Genomic DNA, 16491 nt, shown 5'->3' on the forward strand with positions numbered 1-16491 from the left:
ATGGCCGCCTACGACTATATCCATGACGGCACGGCGATCTACGAGCGCTCCTTCGCCATCATCCGCGCCGAGGCCGACCTGTCGCGCTTTTCCGATGCCGAGGCTGACGTCGCCATCCGCATGATCCATGCCTGCGGCGAGGTCGAGGCTGCCCAGAATTTCGTTTTCTCCGGGGATTTCGTCGCCGCCGCGCGCACGGCTCTGTCAGCCGGCGCGCCGATCTTCTGCGACGCCGAGATGGTGTCGCATGGCGTCACCCGCGCCCGGTTGCCCGCCGGCAACGATGTGATCTGCACGCTGCGCGACCAGCGCACCGCCGAAATCGCCAAGGAGATCGGCAACACCCGCTCGGCCGCGGCCATCGACTTGTGGGGCGAGCGCATGGCGGGTTCGGTCGTCGCCATCGGCAATGCGCCGACCGCACTTTTCTACCTGCTGGAAAGGCTGCGCGACGGCGCACCTAAACCGGCAGCGATTATCGGCATGCCGGTCGGCTTCGTCGGTGCGGCCGAATCGAAGGACGCGCTGGCCGAAAATTCCTATGGCGTGCCCTACGCGATCGTACGCGGCAGGTTGGGCGGCAGCGCCATGACCGCTGCAGCACTCAACGCACTGGCGAGGCCGGGCCTGTGAACGCGATTGCGAAAGGTAGACTCATTGGCGTCGGCACCGGTCCTGGCGACCCCGAACTGCTGACGCTGAAGGCGGTGCGCGCGCTGGCCGAGGCCGATGTGGTTGCGCATTTCGCCAAGCGCGGCAACAACAGCAACGCACGCGCCATCGTCGGCGACCATTTTCGTCCTGATTTGATTGAATTGCCGCTGCTCTATCCCGTGACGACCGAAATCGACAAGGATCACAGCGATTACCGGTCGCAGATAACGCACTTCTACGAAGAATCGGCCGAAAAGGTCGCCGAACATCTCAGCGCCGGCAGGACGGTCGCCGTGCTTTCGGAAGGCGACCCGCTTTTCTACGGCTCCTATATGCATCTGCATGTCAGGCTGGCGCACCGCTTTCCAACCGAGGTCATCCCCGGCGTCACCGCCATGTCCGGCTGCTGGTCGGCGACCGGCCTGCCGATCGTCCAGGGCGACGACGTGCTGACGGTGCTGCCGGGCACGATGAGCGAATTCGAGCTGACGCGCCGCCTCGCCGACACCGATGCCGCGGTTATCATGAAGGTTGGCCGCAACCTGCCCAAGATCAGGCGCGCACTGGAAGCGACCGGCAAGCTGGCGCGTGCCATCTATGTCGAGCGCGGCACCATGTCGGGCGGCGTCTCGATGCGGCTGGCCGACAGACAAGACGACAAGGCGCCCTACTTCGCCATCGTGTTGGTGGCCGGCTGGTCCGGCCGTCCCGAAGCGTTGGTGGAGGCCGAGGCATGAGTGGCCGCCTGACCGTCATTGGCCTTGGGCCCGGAAATGCCGACCAGGTGACACCGGAAGCGAGCCGCGCCGTCGCCGAGGCGAAATTCTTCTACGGCTACAAGCCGTATCTCGACCGGCTCGACCTGCGCCCCGACCAGACCCGCGTCGCTTCCGACAACCGCGAAGAGCTGTCGCGCGCCAAGGACGCGCTGGCAAAGGCCGCGCAAGGCCACGATGTCGCCGTCGTCTCGGGGGGCGATCCCGGCGTCTTCGCCATGGCTGCGGCCGTCTGCGAGGCGATCGAGGCCGGCCCGGCCGAATGGCATTCCGTCGACGTGGCGATGCTGCCCGGCATCACCGCCATGCTCGCGGTCGCTGCCCGCATCGGCGCGCCGCTTGGCCATGATTTCTGCGCCATCTCGCTGTCCGACAATCTGAAGCCGTGGGATCTGATCGAGCTGCGGCTGCTGGCGGCGGCGGGCGCCGGTTTCGTCATCGCGCTCTACAATCCGATCAGCAAGGCGCGCCCCTGGCAGCTCGGCCGCGCCTTCGAATGCCTGACGGCGATCCTGCCGGGCACCACGCCGGTCATCTTCGGTCGCGCCGCCGGCCGTCCCGACGAGCGCATCGACGTGTATTTGCTGGCCGACGCCGATGCCGAGAAGGCAGATATGGCAACCTGCATCATCATCGGCTCGCCGGAAACCAGGATCATCAAGCGCCGTGAAAAACCGACGCTGGTCTACACGCCGCGTTCCGCAGCAGGCTCGAGGAAATGATCGATCATCGCGGCAACGGATTCGACGGTCTCAGCCGACGCAACGTCTGGCAGCGCCGGCCTGCGGATCATGACCACCTCGATGCCGAGCGCCCGTGCTGCGGCGATCTTGCCGTAGGTCGCCTCGCCGCCGCTGTTCTTGGAAACGACGACGTCGATATGGTGTTCCTGAAGCAGAGCATGCTCGTCCGCCTCGCGAAATGGCCCGCGCGCCAAGAGATAGGTCGCGTCGGGCACCGCAAGCCTCGGCTCGACCGGATCGACGCTGCGGATGAGATAGTGATGTTGAGGGGCGGCCTCGAAAGCGGCGACCTCTTGTCGGCCAAGAGCCAGGAAGGCGTGGCGCGGCACGGGGCCCAGCGCCGTCACCGCGCTGGCAACACTGTCCACCAGCGTCCACCGGTCACCTTCGGCAGGCTCCCAGCCTGGGCGCCTGAGCGCAACGATCGGCACGCCGGTCTCATGCGCCGCTTCCGCCGCATTGGCGGAGATTTGCGCCGCATAGGGATGCGTGGCGTCAATGAGCAGATCGATACGCATATCCTGGAGACAGGCAGCCAACCCATCAGCACCGCCGAATCCGCCAATGCGAATGGGAACGCCTTGCGCGACAGGATTTTCGGTGCGACCAGCCAGCGACAGCGTGATCGCAAGATCGGCGCGCGCGGCCAGCTTTCCAGCCAATTGCCGGGCTTCGGTAGTCCCGCCGAGGATCAGAATTCGCTTCATTGGCACCACAATCGGCCACGCCGAGTAGCCCCTCACCCTTACCCTCTCCCCGTGAATGACGGGGAGAGGGGGACGCCAGCGTTTCGACCAGTTTCCTTCTCCCCGTCACTATACGGGGAGAAGGTGCCGGCAGGTGGATGAGGGGCGGCGCGGCATGTCAAATAATAAACAGCCAACGCCCAAATGGCTCACAATCGTCGGCATCGGCGAGGACGGTTTAGCGGGTCTCGGCGACGGGGCCAAGCGGTTGATGGCCGAAGCGGAAGTCATCTTCGGCGGCAAGCGGCATCTGGCGCTGGTCGCTTCCCTGGCCAAGGGCGAGCCGCGCGCTTGGCCGGTTCCGTTCGATCCCGATATGCGCGACGTGCTGGCGCTTTCCGGCAGGCGCGTCTGCGTGCTGGCCTCGGGCGATCCATTCTTCCACGGTGTCGGCGTCACCCTCGCCCGCAAAATTGCGGTGGAAGAGATGCGCGTCATCCCCGCCCCTTCGGCCATCTCGCTGGCTGCCGCCCGCCTCGGCTGGGCGCTGCAGGATGTCGAGACCATTTCGCTGCATGGCCGCCCGCTCGACCTGATCCGGCCGCTGCTGCATCCGGGCGCCCGCATCCTCGCGCTGACGTCGGACAGCGACGCGCCGGTGGCGATTGCACGCCTGCTGACCGAAGTCGGCTTCGGCGCCTCGCGGCTGACGATTTTGGAGGCGCTGGGCGGTCCTAACGAAAGGCTGCGCTCGGCGCGCGCCGACGCCTTCGACTTCGAAAAGATCAATCCGCTCAACGTGCTGGCAATCGAAGTTGACTCAATTTCGAAAGCACGCATCCTGCCGCTGGCCTCGGGCCTTGCCGATCATTTGTTCGAGCATGACGGCCAGATCACCAAACGCGAGATCCGCGCAGTCACCCTGTCCGCCCTCGCCCCAAGGCGCGGCGAATTGCTGTGGGATATCGGCGCCGGGTCGGGCTCAATTGGCATAGAATGGATGCTTGCCCATCCCTCGATGCGCGCGATTGCCATCGAAACCGATCCGGCCCGCGCCGCCCGCATCCGCCGCAACGCTTCCGCTTGCGGCGTGCCCGGCCTTGCCGTTGTCGAGGGTTCAGCACCGCAGGCGCTTACCGGGCTGGAAACGCCGGATGCGATTTTCATCGGCGGTGGCGGCAGCGATGCCGGCGTGCTGGAAACAGCCATTGGTGTCCTGCTCGCCGGCGGTCGGCTTGTCGCCAACGCGGTGACCCTGGAAATGGAGTCGCTGCTTCTTTCACGCCACGCCGCGCTCGGTGGTGATCTCACCCGCATCGCTATATCCCGTGCTTCGACGGTTGGTTCGATGCAAGCCTGGCGGCCGGCCATGCCGATCACCCAATGGAGCTGGGTGAAACCATGATGGTCGCGGGCATCGGCAGCCGCAAGGGCGTCAGTCAGCAGGAGGTGCTTGCAGCGATAGAAAGCGCGTTGGAAACGCATGGGCTGGCGATGACGGCGCTTTCGGCGCTCGCAACTGCTTCTCTGAAGCAGGACGAGCCGGCAATCTTCTCCGCGGGGCGCGAGCTCGCCCTGCCAGTGATCGTTGTCGAGGACGCAGCGCTCAAGGCCGCGGCGTCTCGCGCAATCAGCCACTCAGATCTGTCGCAGGAGCGCGCCGGCACGCCGTCGGTTTCCGAAGCCTCCGCGTTGGCCGCCGCCGGACAAGCCGCGAAACTGCTTGGGCCGCGCACCGTGCTCGGCCCGGTCACCTGCGCCATCGCCATCAGTGGAGACGCGGCATGACCGTCCACTTCATCGGTGCCGGACCGGGTGCTGCCGACCTCATCACCTTGCGCGGCAGCAGGCTGCTGGCAAGCTGCCCGGCCTGCCTCTATGCCGGCTCGATCGTCGCGCCGGAACTGTTGCAGCACTGCGCGCCCGGCACCAAACTGATCGATACCGCGCCGATGTCGCTCGACGAGATCGAGGCCGAGTACCTGGCGGCCCACCAGGCCGGCCACGATGTGGCGCGCCTCCACTCCGGCGATCTCTCGGTGTGGAGTGCAGTCGCTGAGCAGATCCGCCGGCTGGAAAAGCACGGTATCCCCTATACGCTGACGCCTGGCGTGCCCTCCTTCGCCGCTGCTGCCGCTGCGCTGCGCTGCGAACTGACCATTCCCGAAGTCGCGCAAAGCCTGGTGCTGACCCGCATCTCCGGCCGTGCGTCAAAGATGCCGCCCGGCGAAACCCTGGCCGGCTTCGGCCGCACCGGCGCCACGCTCGCCATCCACCTCGCCATCCATGCCATCGACCGCGTTGTCACTGAGCTGACGCCGTTCTATGGCGCCGACTGTCCGGCGGCGGTCGTTTTCCGCGCTTCCTGGCCGGACGAGCGCGTGCTGACCGGCACGCTGGCGACGATCGAGGCGCAACTGGCCGCCGATCCGATGGAGCGCACGGCGATCATCTTCGTCGGCCGCTCGCTGGCGGCGGAAGGCTTTGGCGAGAGCTCACTTTACGACGCCCACTACCAGCGGCGTTTTCGCGGACGGGACGGATTGTGAACGACGGCACCGGAAACAGGGGCGGAAACGCGACGGTCGAACAGGCTTTGGCCCGGCTGAACTTCAAGCCGCGCCAGTTGGAGCCGGGCCATGTCTGGCTGGCCGGCGCCGGCCCCGGCGATCCCGGCTGCCTGACGCTGGAAGTGCTGGCGGCACTTGGGCAGTGCGACGCCCTTGTCTACGACGCGCTGGTCTCGCCTGACGTCGTCGCCGTCGCCGAAGGCGCCGAGCTTTTCTATGCCGGCAAGCGCGGCGGCCAGCCATCGATGAAGCAGGACGACATCACCGCTCTGCTGGTCCGGCTGGCGCGCGAAGGCCGCCGCGTCGTCCGGCTGAAGGGCGGCGATCCCTATATTTTCGGCCGTGGCGGCGAAGAGGCGCTGGCGCTGGCGCGGGAAGGTATTCCCTTCCGCGTCCTGCCCGGTCTCACTTCAGGGCTCAGCGCGCTTGCCGGTGCCGGTATCCCGGCCACCATGCGCGGCATCAACAAGGCGGTGATCCTGGCGACCGGCCACGCCGCCGGCACCGATGACGATCTCGACTGGGCGGCAATCGCCCGCACCGGCCAGCCGATCGTCGTCTATATGGGCATGGCCAATCTGCCGCTGATCGCCGGTGCGCTGCTTGAGGGCGGCCTGGCGCCTTCGACGCCTGCGGCGGTGATCGTCGCCGCGACGACGCCGCAGGAGCGTATCGTCGTCGCCACGCTCGCCACCCTCGCCGAGGAAGCGGCTGCAGCCGGTTTGACCTCACCGGCGCTGATCGTCGTTGGCGGCATCGTCGCGATGCGCGCGGCATTGGCAGGTGAGCCATGACCCGCGCAATCATCATCGGTGCGCCGCGCTCGGGCTCGGGCAAGACCAGCGTCACCATCGGTATTTTGCGCGCGCTCGCCAGGCGCGGCCTGAAGGTGCGCGGCGCCAAGTCCGGCCCCGACTACATCGATCCCGGCTTCCACACCGCCGCCACCGGTCTGTCCGGCGTCAATCTCGACAGTTGGGCAATGCCGCCTGCGTTATTGAATGCGCTGGCAAGTAACGCGACCGAAGATGCCGATTTCATCTTCCTTGAAAGCGCGATGGGCCTGTTCGACGGCATACCCGCTGCTCCGGGCCGCTCCGGCTCCGCCGCCGACCTCGCGCGGCTCTACGGCCTGCCGGTGCTGCTGGTGCTCGATGTCTCCGGCCAGTCGACCACGGCGGCAGCCGTCGCCAAGGGTTTTGCCAGCTACGACCCGGATATGCGGATGGCCGGCGTCGTGCTCAACCGGTTGGGCAGCGAACGCCATCGCCGGCTTTGCAGCGAGGCGATCGAGGCGCTCGGCATGCCCGTCGTCGGCGCCATCCTGCGCGATCCCTCGCTGAACCTGCCGGAGCGCCATCTCGGCCTCGTCCAGGCCGGCGAATATGAGAATCTGATGGCGCATCTCGACCGTCTGGCCGATATGGTCGAGCGCTCGCTCGACCTCGTCGCCATCATGGCGTTGGCGGCACCATTCGACCCCGCGCCGGGCAGTTTCGACGACGCGCTGCCGCCGCCCGGTCAGCGCATCGCACTGGCCGAAGACGCCGCCTTCACCTTCCTCTATCCGCATGTCGCGGCGCATTGGCGCAAGGCCGGTGCGGAAATCGTCCCGTTCTCGCCGCTCGCCGACGAAGCGCCCCGCGACAATTGCGATGTCTGCTGGCTGCCCGGCGGCTATCCCGAGCTTCATGCCGGCCGCCTTGCAGCGGCTGCGAATTTCAGGGCCGGCATTGAGGTGTTTTCGGCAACAAGGCCGGTGCATGGCGAGTGCGGCGGCTTCATGGTGCTCGGCGAAGCGCTGGAGGACGCCTCGGGCGAGACGCACAGGATGCTCGGCCTGCTCGGTCATTCGACCAGTTTTGCCAAGCGAAAAATGAATCTCGGCTATCGCGAGGCGCGGCTGCGCGCCGCTTGCCCATTAGGTCCCCAAGGCACGCTGATCCGCGGCCATGAATTCCACTATGCGCAGATGATTGCCACCGGCAATGACGAACCGCTGGCCGACCTCGCCGACGGCCAAGGCAATCCGCTCGGTGCCTCCGGTTACCGGCGCGGCCATGTCAGCGGCACGTTCTTCCATGCCATTGCGAGAGGCGAATGACCGCCTCGCCCAAGCAAATCCCTGGCGATATCGCACTCTGCCTCGTCTTCTTCACGAGGCTGCCGCTGCCGGTCGTCGATTTTCGGGACCGCAGCCTTGCAGGCGCGATATGGGCGGCGCCCATCGCTGGTCTCGCCGTCGCTCTGATCGGCGCTGTGGTCTACGCCACCGGAACCTGGCTGGGCCTCGCCGCCGGTCCGGCAGCGGCACTGACTCTTGCCGCAACCTTGCTTGCCACCGGCTGTCTGCACGAGGATGGGTTTTCGGATGTCGCCGACGGCTTTGGCGGGGGCAAGACGCGCGACAGGAAACTGGAGATCATGCGCGACAGCCGCATCGGCGCCTACGGCGCCTGTGCGCTCGGCATCTCGCTGCTGATCCGCTGGAGCGTGCTTTCGGAATTCGCCACTACGGCGCAAGTCCTCTTGGCTCTTATAGCTGCGCATGCCGCTTCGCGCGGACTGCTCGGTGCCTTCATGCATCTGTTGCCGCCGGCTCGCAGCGACGGCCTCTCGGCCGATGCAGGCACCGTCTCGGCCGAAACCGCTGGCATCGGTGCCGTGCTCGGCGCAGTCGCGCTGCTCGTGCTTGGGTTTGGTGGCGCCGTTTTCGCGCTCGTCCTGCTCGGCCTGTTGTTTGCCGCCTTCCGTGCGCTTTGCCGCAGCCAGATCGGTGGCCAGACCGGCGACACGGTCGGTGCCCTGCAGCAGCTTGTCGAGATCGCAATCCTGCTCGTCGCTTCCGTTTCCATTTCTTGACTCTGTTTCGGAGATTTTGCCCCCCATGTCGTTCAAATCGTCGCCATTCAAATCGCTCGATGAACTGCGCGCCGCCTGCCTCGATCTGCCGGCGGGCAGCGACGCTGCGGCAAATGCTGTCGCCCGCCGCCAGGACACGCTGACCAAGCCGCAAGGCAGCCTTGGCCGGCTGGAAACCATCGCTGCCTGGCTGGCGCGCTGGCAAGGCCGCGACATGCCGAAGCTCGACCGCGTAAAGGTCTTCGTCTTTGCCGGCAACCATGGCGTCACCGCACAGGGCGTCTCGGCCTACCCGTCGGAGGTCACCGTGCAGATGGTGGCGAATTTCGCCGGCGGCGGTGCGGCCATCAACCAGCTTGCCCGCATCGCCGGTGCGGAACTCGACGTCATTCCGCTCGACCTCGATCATCCAACCGGCGATTTCACGCAAGGGCCGGCCATGGACGACGAAGCCTTCCTCGCCGCCGTCTCGGCCGGCTACGGCGCGGTGCCGAAAGACCTCGATCTCGTCTGTTTCGGCGAGATGGGCATCGGCAACACCACGCTGGCGGCTGCCATTTCGGCAGCCCTTTTCGGCGGCGGCGCAGAAAAATGGACCGGGCGCGGCACCGGCGTCGACGATGCCGGCCTGGTGCGCAAGATCACCGCCATCGAAGCTGGCCTCAAGCGCCATACCGAGGCCCTTGCCGACCCGCTGATGGTCGCGGCTGCCCTTGGCGGGCGCGAACTCGCCGCCATTTTCGGTGCGACGCTGGCCGCGCGCCAATTAGGCGTGCCGGTGCTGCTCGACGGCTTCGTCTGCACCGCAGCCGCCGCTCCCCTGGCAAGGCTGCACCCCACCGGCCTCGCCCACACCATTGCCGCCCATGTCTCGGCCGAATCCGGCCATCGCCGCCTGCTGGAGGCGCTTGATCTGCCGCCGCTGCTCGATCTCGGCATGCGGCTCGGCGAAGGCTCCGGCGCTTGCCTCGCCGTCAACGTCGTTCGCTCCGCTCTCGAATGCCACGCCCGCATGGCAAGTTTTGCCGAGGCTGGGGTGTCGGAGAAGTAAAGGCTCGCAAACAACTTATGAGAGGCGACACATGCGTCGGCTCGGTACGGACGTGAGACGGCACTTTACCGCCTCACGTTCTCACACTGTTTCAGGGTCTTGCCACCTAAGCCTTTGAAATCTTTGGTGGGTGCGACAGGGATCGAACCTGTGACCCGCTGATTAAGAGTCAGCTGCTCTACCAACTGAGCTACGCACCCACTCGCCGGTAAACCCGGCGTCGGCGGGCATATAGCCGCCGCCATCCGCCATGTCCAGCCCTGCTGGATTCATTTCCCGACAAATCGGCTTGAGCCAATCGCGATCAGACAGACAACCGGCCTTCCGCCACCTTGACGGCATGGCCACCGATGCGGGCGGCGGCCAGTCTGCCGCCTTCGACATTCAGTTCGAGGCGGATGCGCGAAGGCCGCCCCATCTCCAGCCCCTGCTCGATCCAGAGCTGGGAGACACCGTCCGTCGGGCCGTCGAAATGCATGATCGCACCGGCAAAGGCAGCCGCCGCCGAGCCGGTCGCCGGGTCTTCATAGGAAGGATTACCCGGCACGATCATGCGGACATGGAAGGCACTTTCGTGGTTCACCGTCTCGCGGCAGTAGACGTACGGGCTGGCAAACGCCCATTCGCTCTTGCGCGGCGCCAGTTCCGACCACGCCTGGTTGTCCAGCCTTATCCGGGCCGCCGCCTCCAGACCGGCGACAGGAATGGTCACATAGGGCACGCCGGCCGACCAGAACGAGACGCGGTGATTCTCGAAGCCGATTTCGTGCGGCCCCAGGCCAAGTGCTGCGCCGATCGCCTCCGGGTCGGTGACGAGTTCCAGTGGCTCCGGCAGCTTGGCCAGGTCGAACTCGGCAAAGGTGGCGCCATCGTGCTTGCTGACGGCGCAGCGCACCGGGCCGATATTCTCCTCAAGGACGAAGATGCCGGCGGTGTCGCCATCCCCGGCCATCTCGGCAAGCGCGATCGCGGAGCCCACGGTCGGGTGGCCGGCGAACGGCATCTCATAGTCGGGCGTGAAGATGCGGATGCGGGCGCGGTGCTTGGGATTGTCAGGCGGCAGCACGAACACGGTTTCCGACAGGTTGAACTCGCGTGCAACGGCCTGCATCGCGGCCGTGTCCAGCCCCTTGCTGTCAAGCACGACGGCCAGCGGATTGCCGGCCAGCCGCTTGGTCGTGAACACGTCGTAAAGTAAGTAATTCCGGGTCAGCATCATAGAAAGCCCTCTGCCTCAATCCCAACATGAGCGAAATTTAATTTGATATTTGAACCATTAGGCATGATCTGTGCACTGATTGGGACATCACCGATATTATAGGGGTCCGGCGTGGACCAGATTGTCAATCTGCCAAAGACAGAATCCACTCCCGCCATCGAGACGGCCCTCGGGCTTGACCACCAGGGTCTGAAGAAAAAACGGCGTCGCTTCTGGCTCTATGGCCTGCTTGCGTTGATTGTCGTCGTTGCGAGCCTTGCCGGCTTTCAATGGTATGCCGCGTCTCCCGCCAAGATAGATTACACCACGGCGCCGGCCGCTGTTGCCGATCTCACGGTCGCGGTATCGGCCACTGGCACGCTGCAGCCCCTCACCCAGGTCGACATTTCCAGCGAACTGTCCGGCGTCGTCCGCTCCGTCTCGGTCAACGAGAACCAGCAGGTGAAGAAGGGCGATGTGCTGGCGGCGCTCGACACGGCCAAGCTGGAGGTGCAGATCGAGCGCGCCGAGGCCTCCGCCAAGGCGGCCGCCGCCAATGTCGAGGATGCCACCGTGACCCTCACCGAAAACGAAAGGGCGCTTGTGCGGGCGGCGGCACTCACCAAACGCGGCATGGCGACGGACCAGTCGCTTGAAGCGGCGACCGCGACCCGCGACCGCTCCAAGGCAGCTCTCGACAGCGCCAAGGCCAGTCTTGCCATCGCCAATGCCGATCTCAAGGCGCAGCAGACAGACCTGGCCAAGAGCACCATCTATGCGCCCATAGACGGCATCGTCTTGACGCGCTCGGTCGATCCCGGCCAGACGGTCGCTTCCTCGCTGCAGGCGCCGGTGTTGTTCGTCATCGCCGCCGACCTCAAGAACATGGAATTGAAGGCAGCGGTCGACGAGGCCGACATCGGCGCGGTCAAGCCCGGCCAGCATGCGCGCTTCACCGTCGACGCTTTCCCGGAACGGCCGTTCGATGCCGAGATCCGCGACATTTCCTATGCCTCCGTCACCACCGACGGCGTCGTCACCTACGACGCGCGCTTCGATGTCGACAACGACGAGCTTCTGTTGCGGCCCGGCATGACCGCCACCGTTTCGGTCGTCACCAGGGAGGCCAAGGGCGTGCTCACCGTGCCTGCCACTGCCTTCCGCTATCGGCCGGCGCAAACAGCCGCCCGTCCGTGGAGCCTGAGCGACCTGTTCACGGGCCGCATGGGCCGTCCGGGCGGCAACCGCCAGCGCCAGGCGGCAACGGCGCAGCCCACCGACGGCTCGCGCACGCTCTACGTGCTGGAGAACGGGCGGCCACGGCCGGTCAACGTCAAGACCGGCTCCACCGACGGCGAACTGACCGAGATCATTTCGGGCCTCGACGACGGCGCGCTAGTCATCACCGCGTCACAACAGCGGGGCTGACGTCATGTCGGGCTCCGTGCTCATCTCCTTCGACAAGGTCTGGAAGAGCTATGGCCAGGGCGAAGCCCGGATCCATGCACTGGCCGGCGTCGATCTTGCCATACGCCGCGGTGAATTCGTTGCTATTATGGGCCCTTCGGGTTCGGGCAAGTCGACGGCGATGAACATCATCGGCTGCCTCGACACGCCGACGGCCGGAACCTACAGATTCATGGGCGTCGATGCCGGCCGTCTCGACCGCAACCGCCGCGCCATGCTGCGCAATCTCTATGTCGGCTTCGTCTTCCAGGGCTACAATCTCCTGCCGCGCACCACGGCGGTGGAAAATGTCGAACTGCCGCTGATCTATCGCGGCGTCGCCGCCCGCGAGCGCCACGACCTCGCCATGAAGGCTCTGGCCGAGGTCGGCCTTGTCGGCCGCGAACACCATACGCCAGCCGAGCTTTCCGGCGGCCAGCAACAGCGCGTGGCGGTCGCGCGCGCCATCGTCACCAGGCCGACCCTGCTCGTCGCCGACGAGCCGACCGGCAACCTCGATACCGCCCGAACGCACGAGATCATGGAACTCCTGACGCGGCTGAACACCGGGCTTGGCCTCACCATCGCCATGGTCACGCACGAGGCCGATGTCGCCGGTTATGCCGAGCGCACAATCCGCTTCCTCGACGGCCACGTCGCTGCCGACACCATAAACCTTGAGATGGCTTAGACCATGATCTGGGAAACCATCCGCCTCTCGCTCCTTTCGGTGCGCCGCAACGTGCTGCGCTCGTTCCTGACGCTGCTCGGCATCGTCATCGGCGTCGCCGCCGTCATCGCCATGCTCACCATCGGCTCGGGCACCACCGAAAAGGTCAAGGCCGATATCTCCAAGCTTGGCAGCAATCTGCTCGTCGTCCGTTCTGGGCGCCCTGCCGGTCCCGGCGGGCCGGGCGGGCTCGACCAGGCCACACGTCCCCTCGGCAGCAAGGAACTTGCCGCGCTTATTGCACACTTGAGCGGCGCCCGCGCCATCTCGCCAGCTTCGCAAAAGCAGGTGCGTGTCATCTTCGGCACCGAAAGCCTGACATCGGGCGTCACCGGCACCGACAGCGCCTATCTCTATGCGCGCGACTGGAAACTCGTCTCGGGCCGTCCTTTCAGCGATTCGGAGACCCGCTCGGGCACCGGGGTCTGCCTGATCGGCGAGACGGTGCGCCAGCAGTTCTTCGGTGCCGGCGACCCCGAAGGCGAGATCATTCGTGTCAATCGCACATCCTGCAAGATTATCGGCCTGCTCGAGCCGAAGGGCTATACCGGCTTCGGCCAGGACCAGGACAATGTCGTACTGATGCCACTCGCCGCCTACCAGCGCCGCATCGCCGGCAACCGCGACATCGACTCGATCTACGTCGCCGCCGACGACAGGACGCCGACCAACGAGCTGCTGCCTCGCGTCGAGGACATTTTGCGCGACACACGCCGCATCACGCCCGATCGCGAGGACGATTTCTCGATACGTGACATGACCCAGATCGCCGATGCCATGGCCAGCGCCACCACGACGATGACCGGCATGCTGGGCGCGGTCGCCGGCGTCAGCCTGCTGGTCGGCGGCATCGGCATCATGAACATCATGTTGGTGTCGGTCACCGAACGCACCCGTGAGATCGGCATCCGGCTGGCCATCGGCGCGCATGAAAAGCACATCCTCATCCAGTTCCTGGTCGAGGCGACCGTGCTGTCGCTGCTCGGCGGCATCGTCGGCATCCTGATCGGCCTGGCGCTGGCTGGCCTCGCCTCATTGACGCTGGCCATCCCTTTCGCCCCCAGCCCGGCGGTCATCCTGCTCGCGGTCGGCTTTTCCGCGCTGATCGGCATGGTGTTCGGTTTCTTCCCAGCCCTGCGCGGCGCACGGCTCGATCCGATCGACGCGCTGAGGCATGAATAGAGCGGTGCTGCGCCGCCGCCAGAAACCCCGAAATTTGAAGCTGCCCTCGCCTGCCCCTGTCGCGGCACAGCCTGCGGTGATAGAATCGCGTTGGGGATAAGGGGAATGGTGGGATGAGCAGGAAAGAGCGAGTGATTTTGGTGACGGTGATCGTTGAGGCCGCACTAGCGGGATTCTGGTGGTATTTGGCCAGCTATGGCATGGCCAATCCCGATCATGTCACCGCCGATTTCCAGCAGGTTGTCGGTCAGACGATGGGAACGGCGATGGGTGCGCTGCTGGGTGTCGGCATCATTCTGTTTTTCGTCGCCGCCCGCAATGATCGCAAGGCGCTCGAAGACAAGATGCGTCGTTAGCCCTTGCCGGCAAAGTGCCACTCGATCAGTGGCTTCATGTGCGGCATCAGCCCGTCCGGCAGGTTATCGGAATCGCGGATTATGACAGGCCCTTCGATTTCCGGCTCTGTCTCGGTCGCGACAAAAGCGCTGATGCGCTGCGCGATCTCGTCAGCCGGCGCCGTCTCGCGATAGCGGCGAAAGATCACCGTGCCGCTTGCCGTCGACAGGGTATAGTAGCGCCTGCCGCGGGCCGCGCCGGCAAGGTCGAGACCGGTTTCTTCCAGCACCTCGCGGATCATGTTGAAGTCGACATCGACAAGGCCGTCGCGGAAATCGGTTGGCTCGAACGAGCCGGCGGCGAAGTAGACGCGACCGGCATTGACCGTGTGCGACGCCATGCGGATCGCCACCAGCGCATTGTCGCCGGCGACCAGCATGGCGTGGGCATAGGCGTGCTCGGCGCCGACTACCTGTCGATTACCGCGCCAAAGCATGAAGGTCGAGTAGCGCACCGCGTGGCAGCGGCCTACAAGGCTGTTGTCGCGATAGCGGAGCGCGGAAAGCAGCACCACGGTGCCGTCGAACAGTGCCGGGTTGGCCGCGATCTCACGGTCCCAATTCTCGGCGATCGCTTGCGCATTGTCGCGTTCGAACGGATGCGGGCCGGGGTCGAGCCTGACGTCTACGGCGTCGACCGGCAGGATGATGTTGCGCGGCAGGTCGAAGCTCACCTGCGCCTCATGCCATGTCCAGGGTGATCGCCACCGGGCAATGGTCGGACGCCTTCGGCCGGTCCCAGCCTGCACGCGGAAAGCGGTCGACCTCCTGGCCCGCCGGAAATATCGTGCGCCAGGGCTGGCCGTTCCGGATTATATCGGGAACGGCCGTTGCGTTCTTGGCTGCTAGCGCCCTCGACAACAGGATGTAGTCGAGCTGGCACAGATGCCGCTCCTGCGGCCCGCGCGTATGGTATAAGGTCCAGCGGTCCATCTCCGGACGCCGCTCGACCACGTTTTCGCAAAAACCGTCGGCGGTGAGTAGGCTGAGGCAGGACTGGCTCTCGTCGACCACCTCGAAGCGGTGGCCGTCAAAGGCGTCGCCGGCGATCTTCACGCGCTGCCGGTAATCGTTCATGTCGCCGCAGATCGCCCAGCGCTTGTCGGCGGCGTGATCTCCACCGAAACGCTCCTCGATGATCCGCCGCACCGCTTGCGCCTCGGCCATGCGGACCGGCATCGTCGCCTCGCGTCCGTCGAGGCCGTTGCGGGGCGGGCCCATCGACTTGAAATGCACCAGATAGAGCGTCAGCGGCACGCCGCCAACGGTCAGGTCGACCTCCAGGCAGTCGCGCCGGAAGATGCGCTCGTTGGCTTGCTGCCCAAGTGCCGCCAGTTCCGGCGTGTGCAGGCCGAACTGCTCGAAGGTGACATGGGCATGGCTGGTCATGCGCACGAATTCGATCGGCTGGCCATCCGCGGTCTCGTCGCGCATCATCACGGCGACGTCGATGCCGCGCGAATCATTGCCGGCGGTGGTGTATTTCTGCCGGTAGCCATGCCCTATCATCTTGAACAGGTAACCGTATTCGAAGGCCTTCAGCGCCTCGATGTTGTCGACCTCCTGCATGCAAATGATGTCGGCGCGGGTGGCCGCGATCGCCAGCGCCGTCAGTTGCCGCGTATCGTCGGATTGCGCGATCGCCCGCGCCTGCTCCAGCATCCTGTATTCGGCCTCGCTCCGGATGTCGAAGAGCGTCAGCGTGCGATCTTCGTTGAGCTGGTTGCGGTATCCGGAAAAATCGAACCTGTTCATCAGGTTTTCGACATTGAACGTGGCGAGGCGTAGCGACATGGCCGTGACCTTTGCCCGCAAGCGGGCTCGAAAACAAGGCCCTGCCCCTTGCCCAGGGCTCCGAATCCAGGTTAACGCGATAGCTGACCGAGGATCGATGCGAGATAGTCGGTGCTCCAGGCTGCCATCTTGCGTCTGCGCTTGATTGGACGTTTGTCGTTGACGGCTTTGACGAGATTGAGGGCGAAGTGGCGGACGATTGCCATGTTGTTTGCGCCGTGGCCCTTGCGCAGTCTCGACTGGTCGTCCTTGAAGACGACGTCGAGCGTCCAGTGCAGGGCGTTCTCGATAAGCCAATGGCCGCGCACGGCGTGAGCGGCCCGCTCGGCGGAGAGATCGGCCGAGGAGATGTAGTAGCGCGTATCGAACCGGCTCCTGTCCTTGAGGCCGGTTCGGGAGCGGAC

Annotated in this window: 19 protein-coding genes and 1 tRNA gene; 14 read left to right on the top strand and 6 right to left on the bottom strand. The window is 65.6% G+C overall.

The window, feature by feature from the left end; genetic code table 11:
* From IQ26_RS24710 to IQ26_RS24720, 3 genes are read left to right on the top strand one after another with little or no spacing between them, the layout of a single operon-like run.
* On the top strand, positions 1 to 633 hold the full coding sequence (locus IQ26_RS24710; RefSeq protein ID WP_145720912.1) for a precorrin-8X methylmutase: 633 nt from the start codon (positions 1 to 3) through the stop codon (positions 631 to 633).
* Complete coding sequence (locus IQ26_RS24715) at positions 630 to 1391, top strand: precorrin-2 C(20)-methyltransferase (RefSeq protein WP_145720913.1); 762 nt, start codon at positions 630 to 632, stop codon at positions 1389 to 1391. Before IQ26_RS24710 ends, IQ26_RS24715 begins: the two co-directional genes overlap by 4 nt.
* Positions 1388 to 2152 carry a precorrin-3B C(17)-methyltransferase gene (locus IQ26_RS24720; RefSeq protein ID WP_145720914.1) on the top strand — a complete coding sequence of 255 codons (765 nt, stop codon included), beginning with the start codon at positions 1388 to 1390 and terminating at the stop codon, positions 2150 to 2152. The genes IQ26_RS24715 and IQ26_RS24720 overlap by 4 nt, the downstream gene beginning before the upstream one ends.
* On the opposite strand, the gene IQ26_RS24725 is transcribed toward IQ26_RS24720, so the two are convergent.
* Positions 2116 to 2880 (bottom strand): cobalt-precorrin-6A reductase, encoded by a 765-nt coding sequence (locus tag IQ26_RS24725; protein ID WP_145720915.1) that lies wholly within the window; start codon positions 2878 to 2880, stop codon positions 2116 to 2118. The genes IQ26_RS24720 and IQ26_RS24725 overlap by 37 nt on opposite strands.
* Before the next feature lie 154 nt (positions 2881 to 3034).
* On the opposite strand from IQ26_RS24725, the gene cbiE reads away from it, so the two are divergent.
* Genes cbiE through cobT form a run of 7 tightly spaced genes read left to right on the top strand, consistent with a single transcriptional unit; the run spans position 3035 to position 9342 of the window.
* Positions 3035 to 4264, top strand: a complete 1230-nt coding sequence (gene cbiE / locus IQ26_RS24730; RefSeq protein WP_145720916.1) for a precorrin-6y C5,15-methyltransferase (decarboxylating) subunit CbiE — start codon at positions 3035 to 3037, stop codon at positions 4262 to 4264.
* Positions 4261 to 4647 carry a cobalamin biosynthesis protein gene (locus IQ26_RS24735; protein WP_145720933.1) on the top strand — a complete coding sequence of 129 codons (387 nt, stop codon included), beginning with the start codon at positions 4261 to 4263 and terminating at the stop codon, positions 4645 to 4647. The genes cbiE and IQ26_RS24735 overlap by 4 nt, the downstream gene beginning before the upstream one ends.
* The gene (gene cobM, locus IQ26_RS24740) at positions 4644 to 5408 is read left to right on the top strand and encodes a precorrin-4 C(11)-methyltransferase (protein WP_145720917.1); all 765 of its coding nucleotides are present in this window, start codon (positions 4644 to 4646) and stop codon (positions 5406 to 5408) included. The genes IQ26_RS24735 and cobM overlap by 4 nt, the downstream gene beginning before the upstream one ends.
* Complete coding sequence (gene cobA, locus IQ26_RS24745; protein WP_145720918.1) at positions 5405 to 6223, top strand: uroporphyrinogen-III C-methyltransferase; 819 nt, start codon at positions 5405 to 5407, stop codon at positions 6221 to 6223. The genes cobM and cobA overlap by 4 nt, the downstream gene beginning before the upstream one ends.
* Positions 6220 to 7533 carry a cobyrinic acid a,c-diamide synthase CobB gene (locus tag IQ26_RS24750; protein WP_145720919.1) on the top strand — a complete coding sequence of 438 codons (1314 nt, stop codon included), beginning with the start codon at positions 6220 to 6222 and terminating at the stop codon, positions 7531 to 7533. The genes cobA and IQ26_RS24750 overlap by 4 nt, the downstream gene beginning before the upstream one ends.
* Positions 7530 to 8291: an adenosylcobinamide-GDP ribazoletransferase gene (gene cobS, locus IQ26_RS24755; RefSeq protein WP_145720920.1), complete on the top strand. Its 762-nt coding sequence runs from the start codon at positions 7530 to 7532 to the stop codon at positions 8289 to 8291. The genes IQ26_RS24750 and cobS overlap by 4 nt, the downstream gene beginning before the upstream one ends.
* A 25-nt stretch (positions 8292 to 8316) precedes the next feature.
* Entirely contained in the window at positions 8317 to 9342 is a 1026-nt protein-coding gene (gene cobT, locus IQ26_RS24760; protein ID WP_145720921.1) for a nicotinate-nucleotide--dimethylbenzimidazole phosphoribosyltransferase, read from the top strand.
* 124 nt (positions 9343 to 9466) lie between these two features.
* On the opposite strand, the gene IQ26_RS24765 is transcribed toward cobT, so the two are convergent.
* Together IQ26_RS24765 and IQ26_RS24770 are read right to left on the bottom strand one after the other, a co-directional pair.
* Positions 9467 to 9542: transfer RNA gene (locus IQ26_RS24765), tRNA-Lys, on the bottom strand.
* Positions 9543 to 9646: 104 nt separating this feature from the next.
* Complete coding sequence (locus IQ26_RS24770; protein ID WP_145720934.1) at positions 9647 to 10558, bottom strand: PhzF family phenazine biosynthesis protein; 912 nt, start codon at positions 10556 to 10558, stop codon at positions 9647 to 9649.
* Between the two features lie 114 nt (positions 10559 to 10672).
* Here IQ26_RS24770 and IQ26_RS24775 point away from each other — a divergent pair, with 114 nt between their 5' ends.
* The 4 genes from IQ26_RS24775 (at position 10673) to IQ26_RS24790 (ending at position 14254) form a co-directional block, all read left to right on the top strand.
* Positions 10673 to 11968, top strand: a complete 1296-nt coding sequence (locus tag IQ26_RS24775; protein ID WP_145720922.1) for an efflux RND transporter periplasmic adaptor subunit — start codon at positions 10673 to 10675, stop codon at positions 11966 to 11968.
* Between the two features lie 4 nt (positions 11969 to 11972).
* Positions 11973 to 12677 carry an ABC transporter ATP-binding protein gene (locus IQ26_RS24780; protein ID WP_145720923.1) on the top strand — a complete coding sequence of 235 codons (705 nt, stop codon included), beginning with the start codon at positions 11973 to 11975 and terminating at the stop codon, positions 12675 to 12677.
* Between the two features lie 3 nt (positions 12678 to 12680).
* A complete protein-coding gene (locus IQ26_RS24785; RefSeq protein ID WP_145720924.1) occupies positions 12681 to 13898 on the top strand; it encodes an ABC transporter permease in 1218 nt (405 codons plus the stop codon).
* 113 nt (positions 13899 to 14011) lie between these two features.
* A complete protein-coding gene (locus IQ26_RS24790; RefSeq protein WP_145720925.1) occupies positions 14012 to 14254 on the top strand; it encodes a hypothetical protein in 243 nt (80 codons plus the stop codon).
* Here the strand turns inward: IQ26_RS24790 and IQ26_RS24795 are convergent.
* The 3 genes from IQ26_RS24795 to IQ26_RS24805 form a co-directional block, all read right to left on the bottom strand.
* A complete protein-coding gene (locus IQ26_RS24795) occupies positions 14251 to 14967 on the bottom strand; it encodes a hypothetical protein (RefSeq protein ID WP_145720926.1) in 717 nt (238 codons plus the stop codon). The genes IQ26_RS24790 and IQ26_RS24795 overlap by 4 nt on opposite strands.
* A gap of 7 nt (positions 14968 to 14974) precedes the next feature.
* Entirely contained in the window at positions 14975 to 16087 is a 1113-nt protein-coding gene (locus IQ26_RS24800; protein ID WP_145720927.1) for an endonuclease/exonuclease/phosphatase family protein, read from the bottom strand.
* Positions 16088 to 16158: 71 nt separating this feature from the next.
* On the bottom strand, positions 16159 to 16491 hold a 333-nt coding region (locus IQ26_RS24805; RefSeq protein WP_145716890.1), incomplete at its 5' end, for an ISAs1 family transposase.

The organism is Mesorhizobium tianshanense (assembly GCF_007830515.1).
In the GTDB taxonomy this organism is placed as follows: Bacteria; Pseudomonadota; Alphaproteobacteria; order Rhizobiales; family Rhizobiaceae; genus Mesorhizobium; species Mesorhizobium tianshanense.

Excerpts from the sequence above, each read along its gene's own strand:
- cobT (WP_145720921.1), top strand. The coding sequence starts at position 8,317 with ATGTCGTTCAAATCGTCGCCATTCAAATCGCTCGATGAACTGCGCGCC.
- IQ26_RS24720 (WP_145720914.1), top strand. The coding sequence starts at position 1,388 with ATGAGTGGCCGCCTGACCGTCATTGGCCTTGGGCCCGGAAATGCCGAC.
- cobS (WP_145720920.1), top strand. The coding sequence starts at position 7,530 with ATGACCGCCTCGCCCAAGCAAATCCCTGGCGATATCGCACTCTGCCTC.
- IQ26_RS24710 (WP_145720912.1), top strand. The coding sequence starts at position 1 with ATGGCCGCCTACGACTATATCCATGACGGCACGGCGATCTACGAGCGC.
- IQ26_RS24780 (WP_145720923.1), top strand. The coding sequence starts at position 11,973 with ATGTCGGGCTCCGTGCTCATCTCCTTCGACAAGGTCTGGAAGAGCTAT.
- IQ26_RS24790 (WP_145720925.1), top strand. The coding sequence starts at position 14,012 with ATGAGCAGGAAAGAGCGAGTGATTTTGGTGACGGTGATCGTTGAGGCC.
- IQ26_RS24735 (WP_145720933.1), top strand. The coding sequence starts at position 4,261 with ATGATGGTCGCGGGCATCGGCAGCCGCAAGGGCGTCAGTCAGCAGGAG.
- IQ26_RS24800 (WP_145720927.1), bottom strand. The coding sequence starts at position 16,087 with ATGTCGCTACGCCTCGCCACGTTCAATGTCGAAAACCTGATGAACAGG.
- IQ26_RS24725 (WP_145720915.1), bottom strand. The coding sequence starts at position 2,880 with ATGAAGCGAATTCTGATCCTCGGCGGGACTACCGAAGCCCGGCAATTG.
- IQ26_RS24785 (WP_145720924.1), top strand. The coding sequence starts at position 12,681 with ATGATCTGGGAAACCATCCGCCTCTCGCTCCTTTCGGTGCGCCGCAAC.
- cobM (WP_145720917.1), top strand. The coding sequence starts at position 4,644 with ATGACCGTCCACTTCATCGGTGCCGGACCGGGTGCTGCCGACCTCATC.
- IQ26_RS24770 (WP_145720934.1), bottom strand. The coding sequence starts at position 10,558 with ATGCTGACCCGGAATTACTTACTTTACGACGTGTTCACGACCAAGCGG.
- IQ26_RS24750 (WP_145720919.1), top strand. The coding sequence starts at position 6,220 with ATGACCCGCGCAATCATCATCGGTGCGCCGCGCTCGGGCTCGGGCAAG.
- cbiE (WP_145720916.1), top strand. The coding sequence starts at position 3,035 with ATGTCAAATAATAAACAGCCAACGCCCAAATGGCTCACAATCGTCGGC.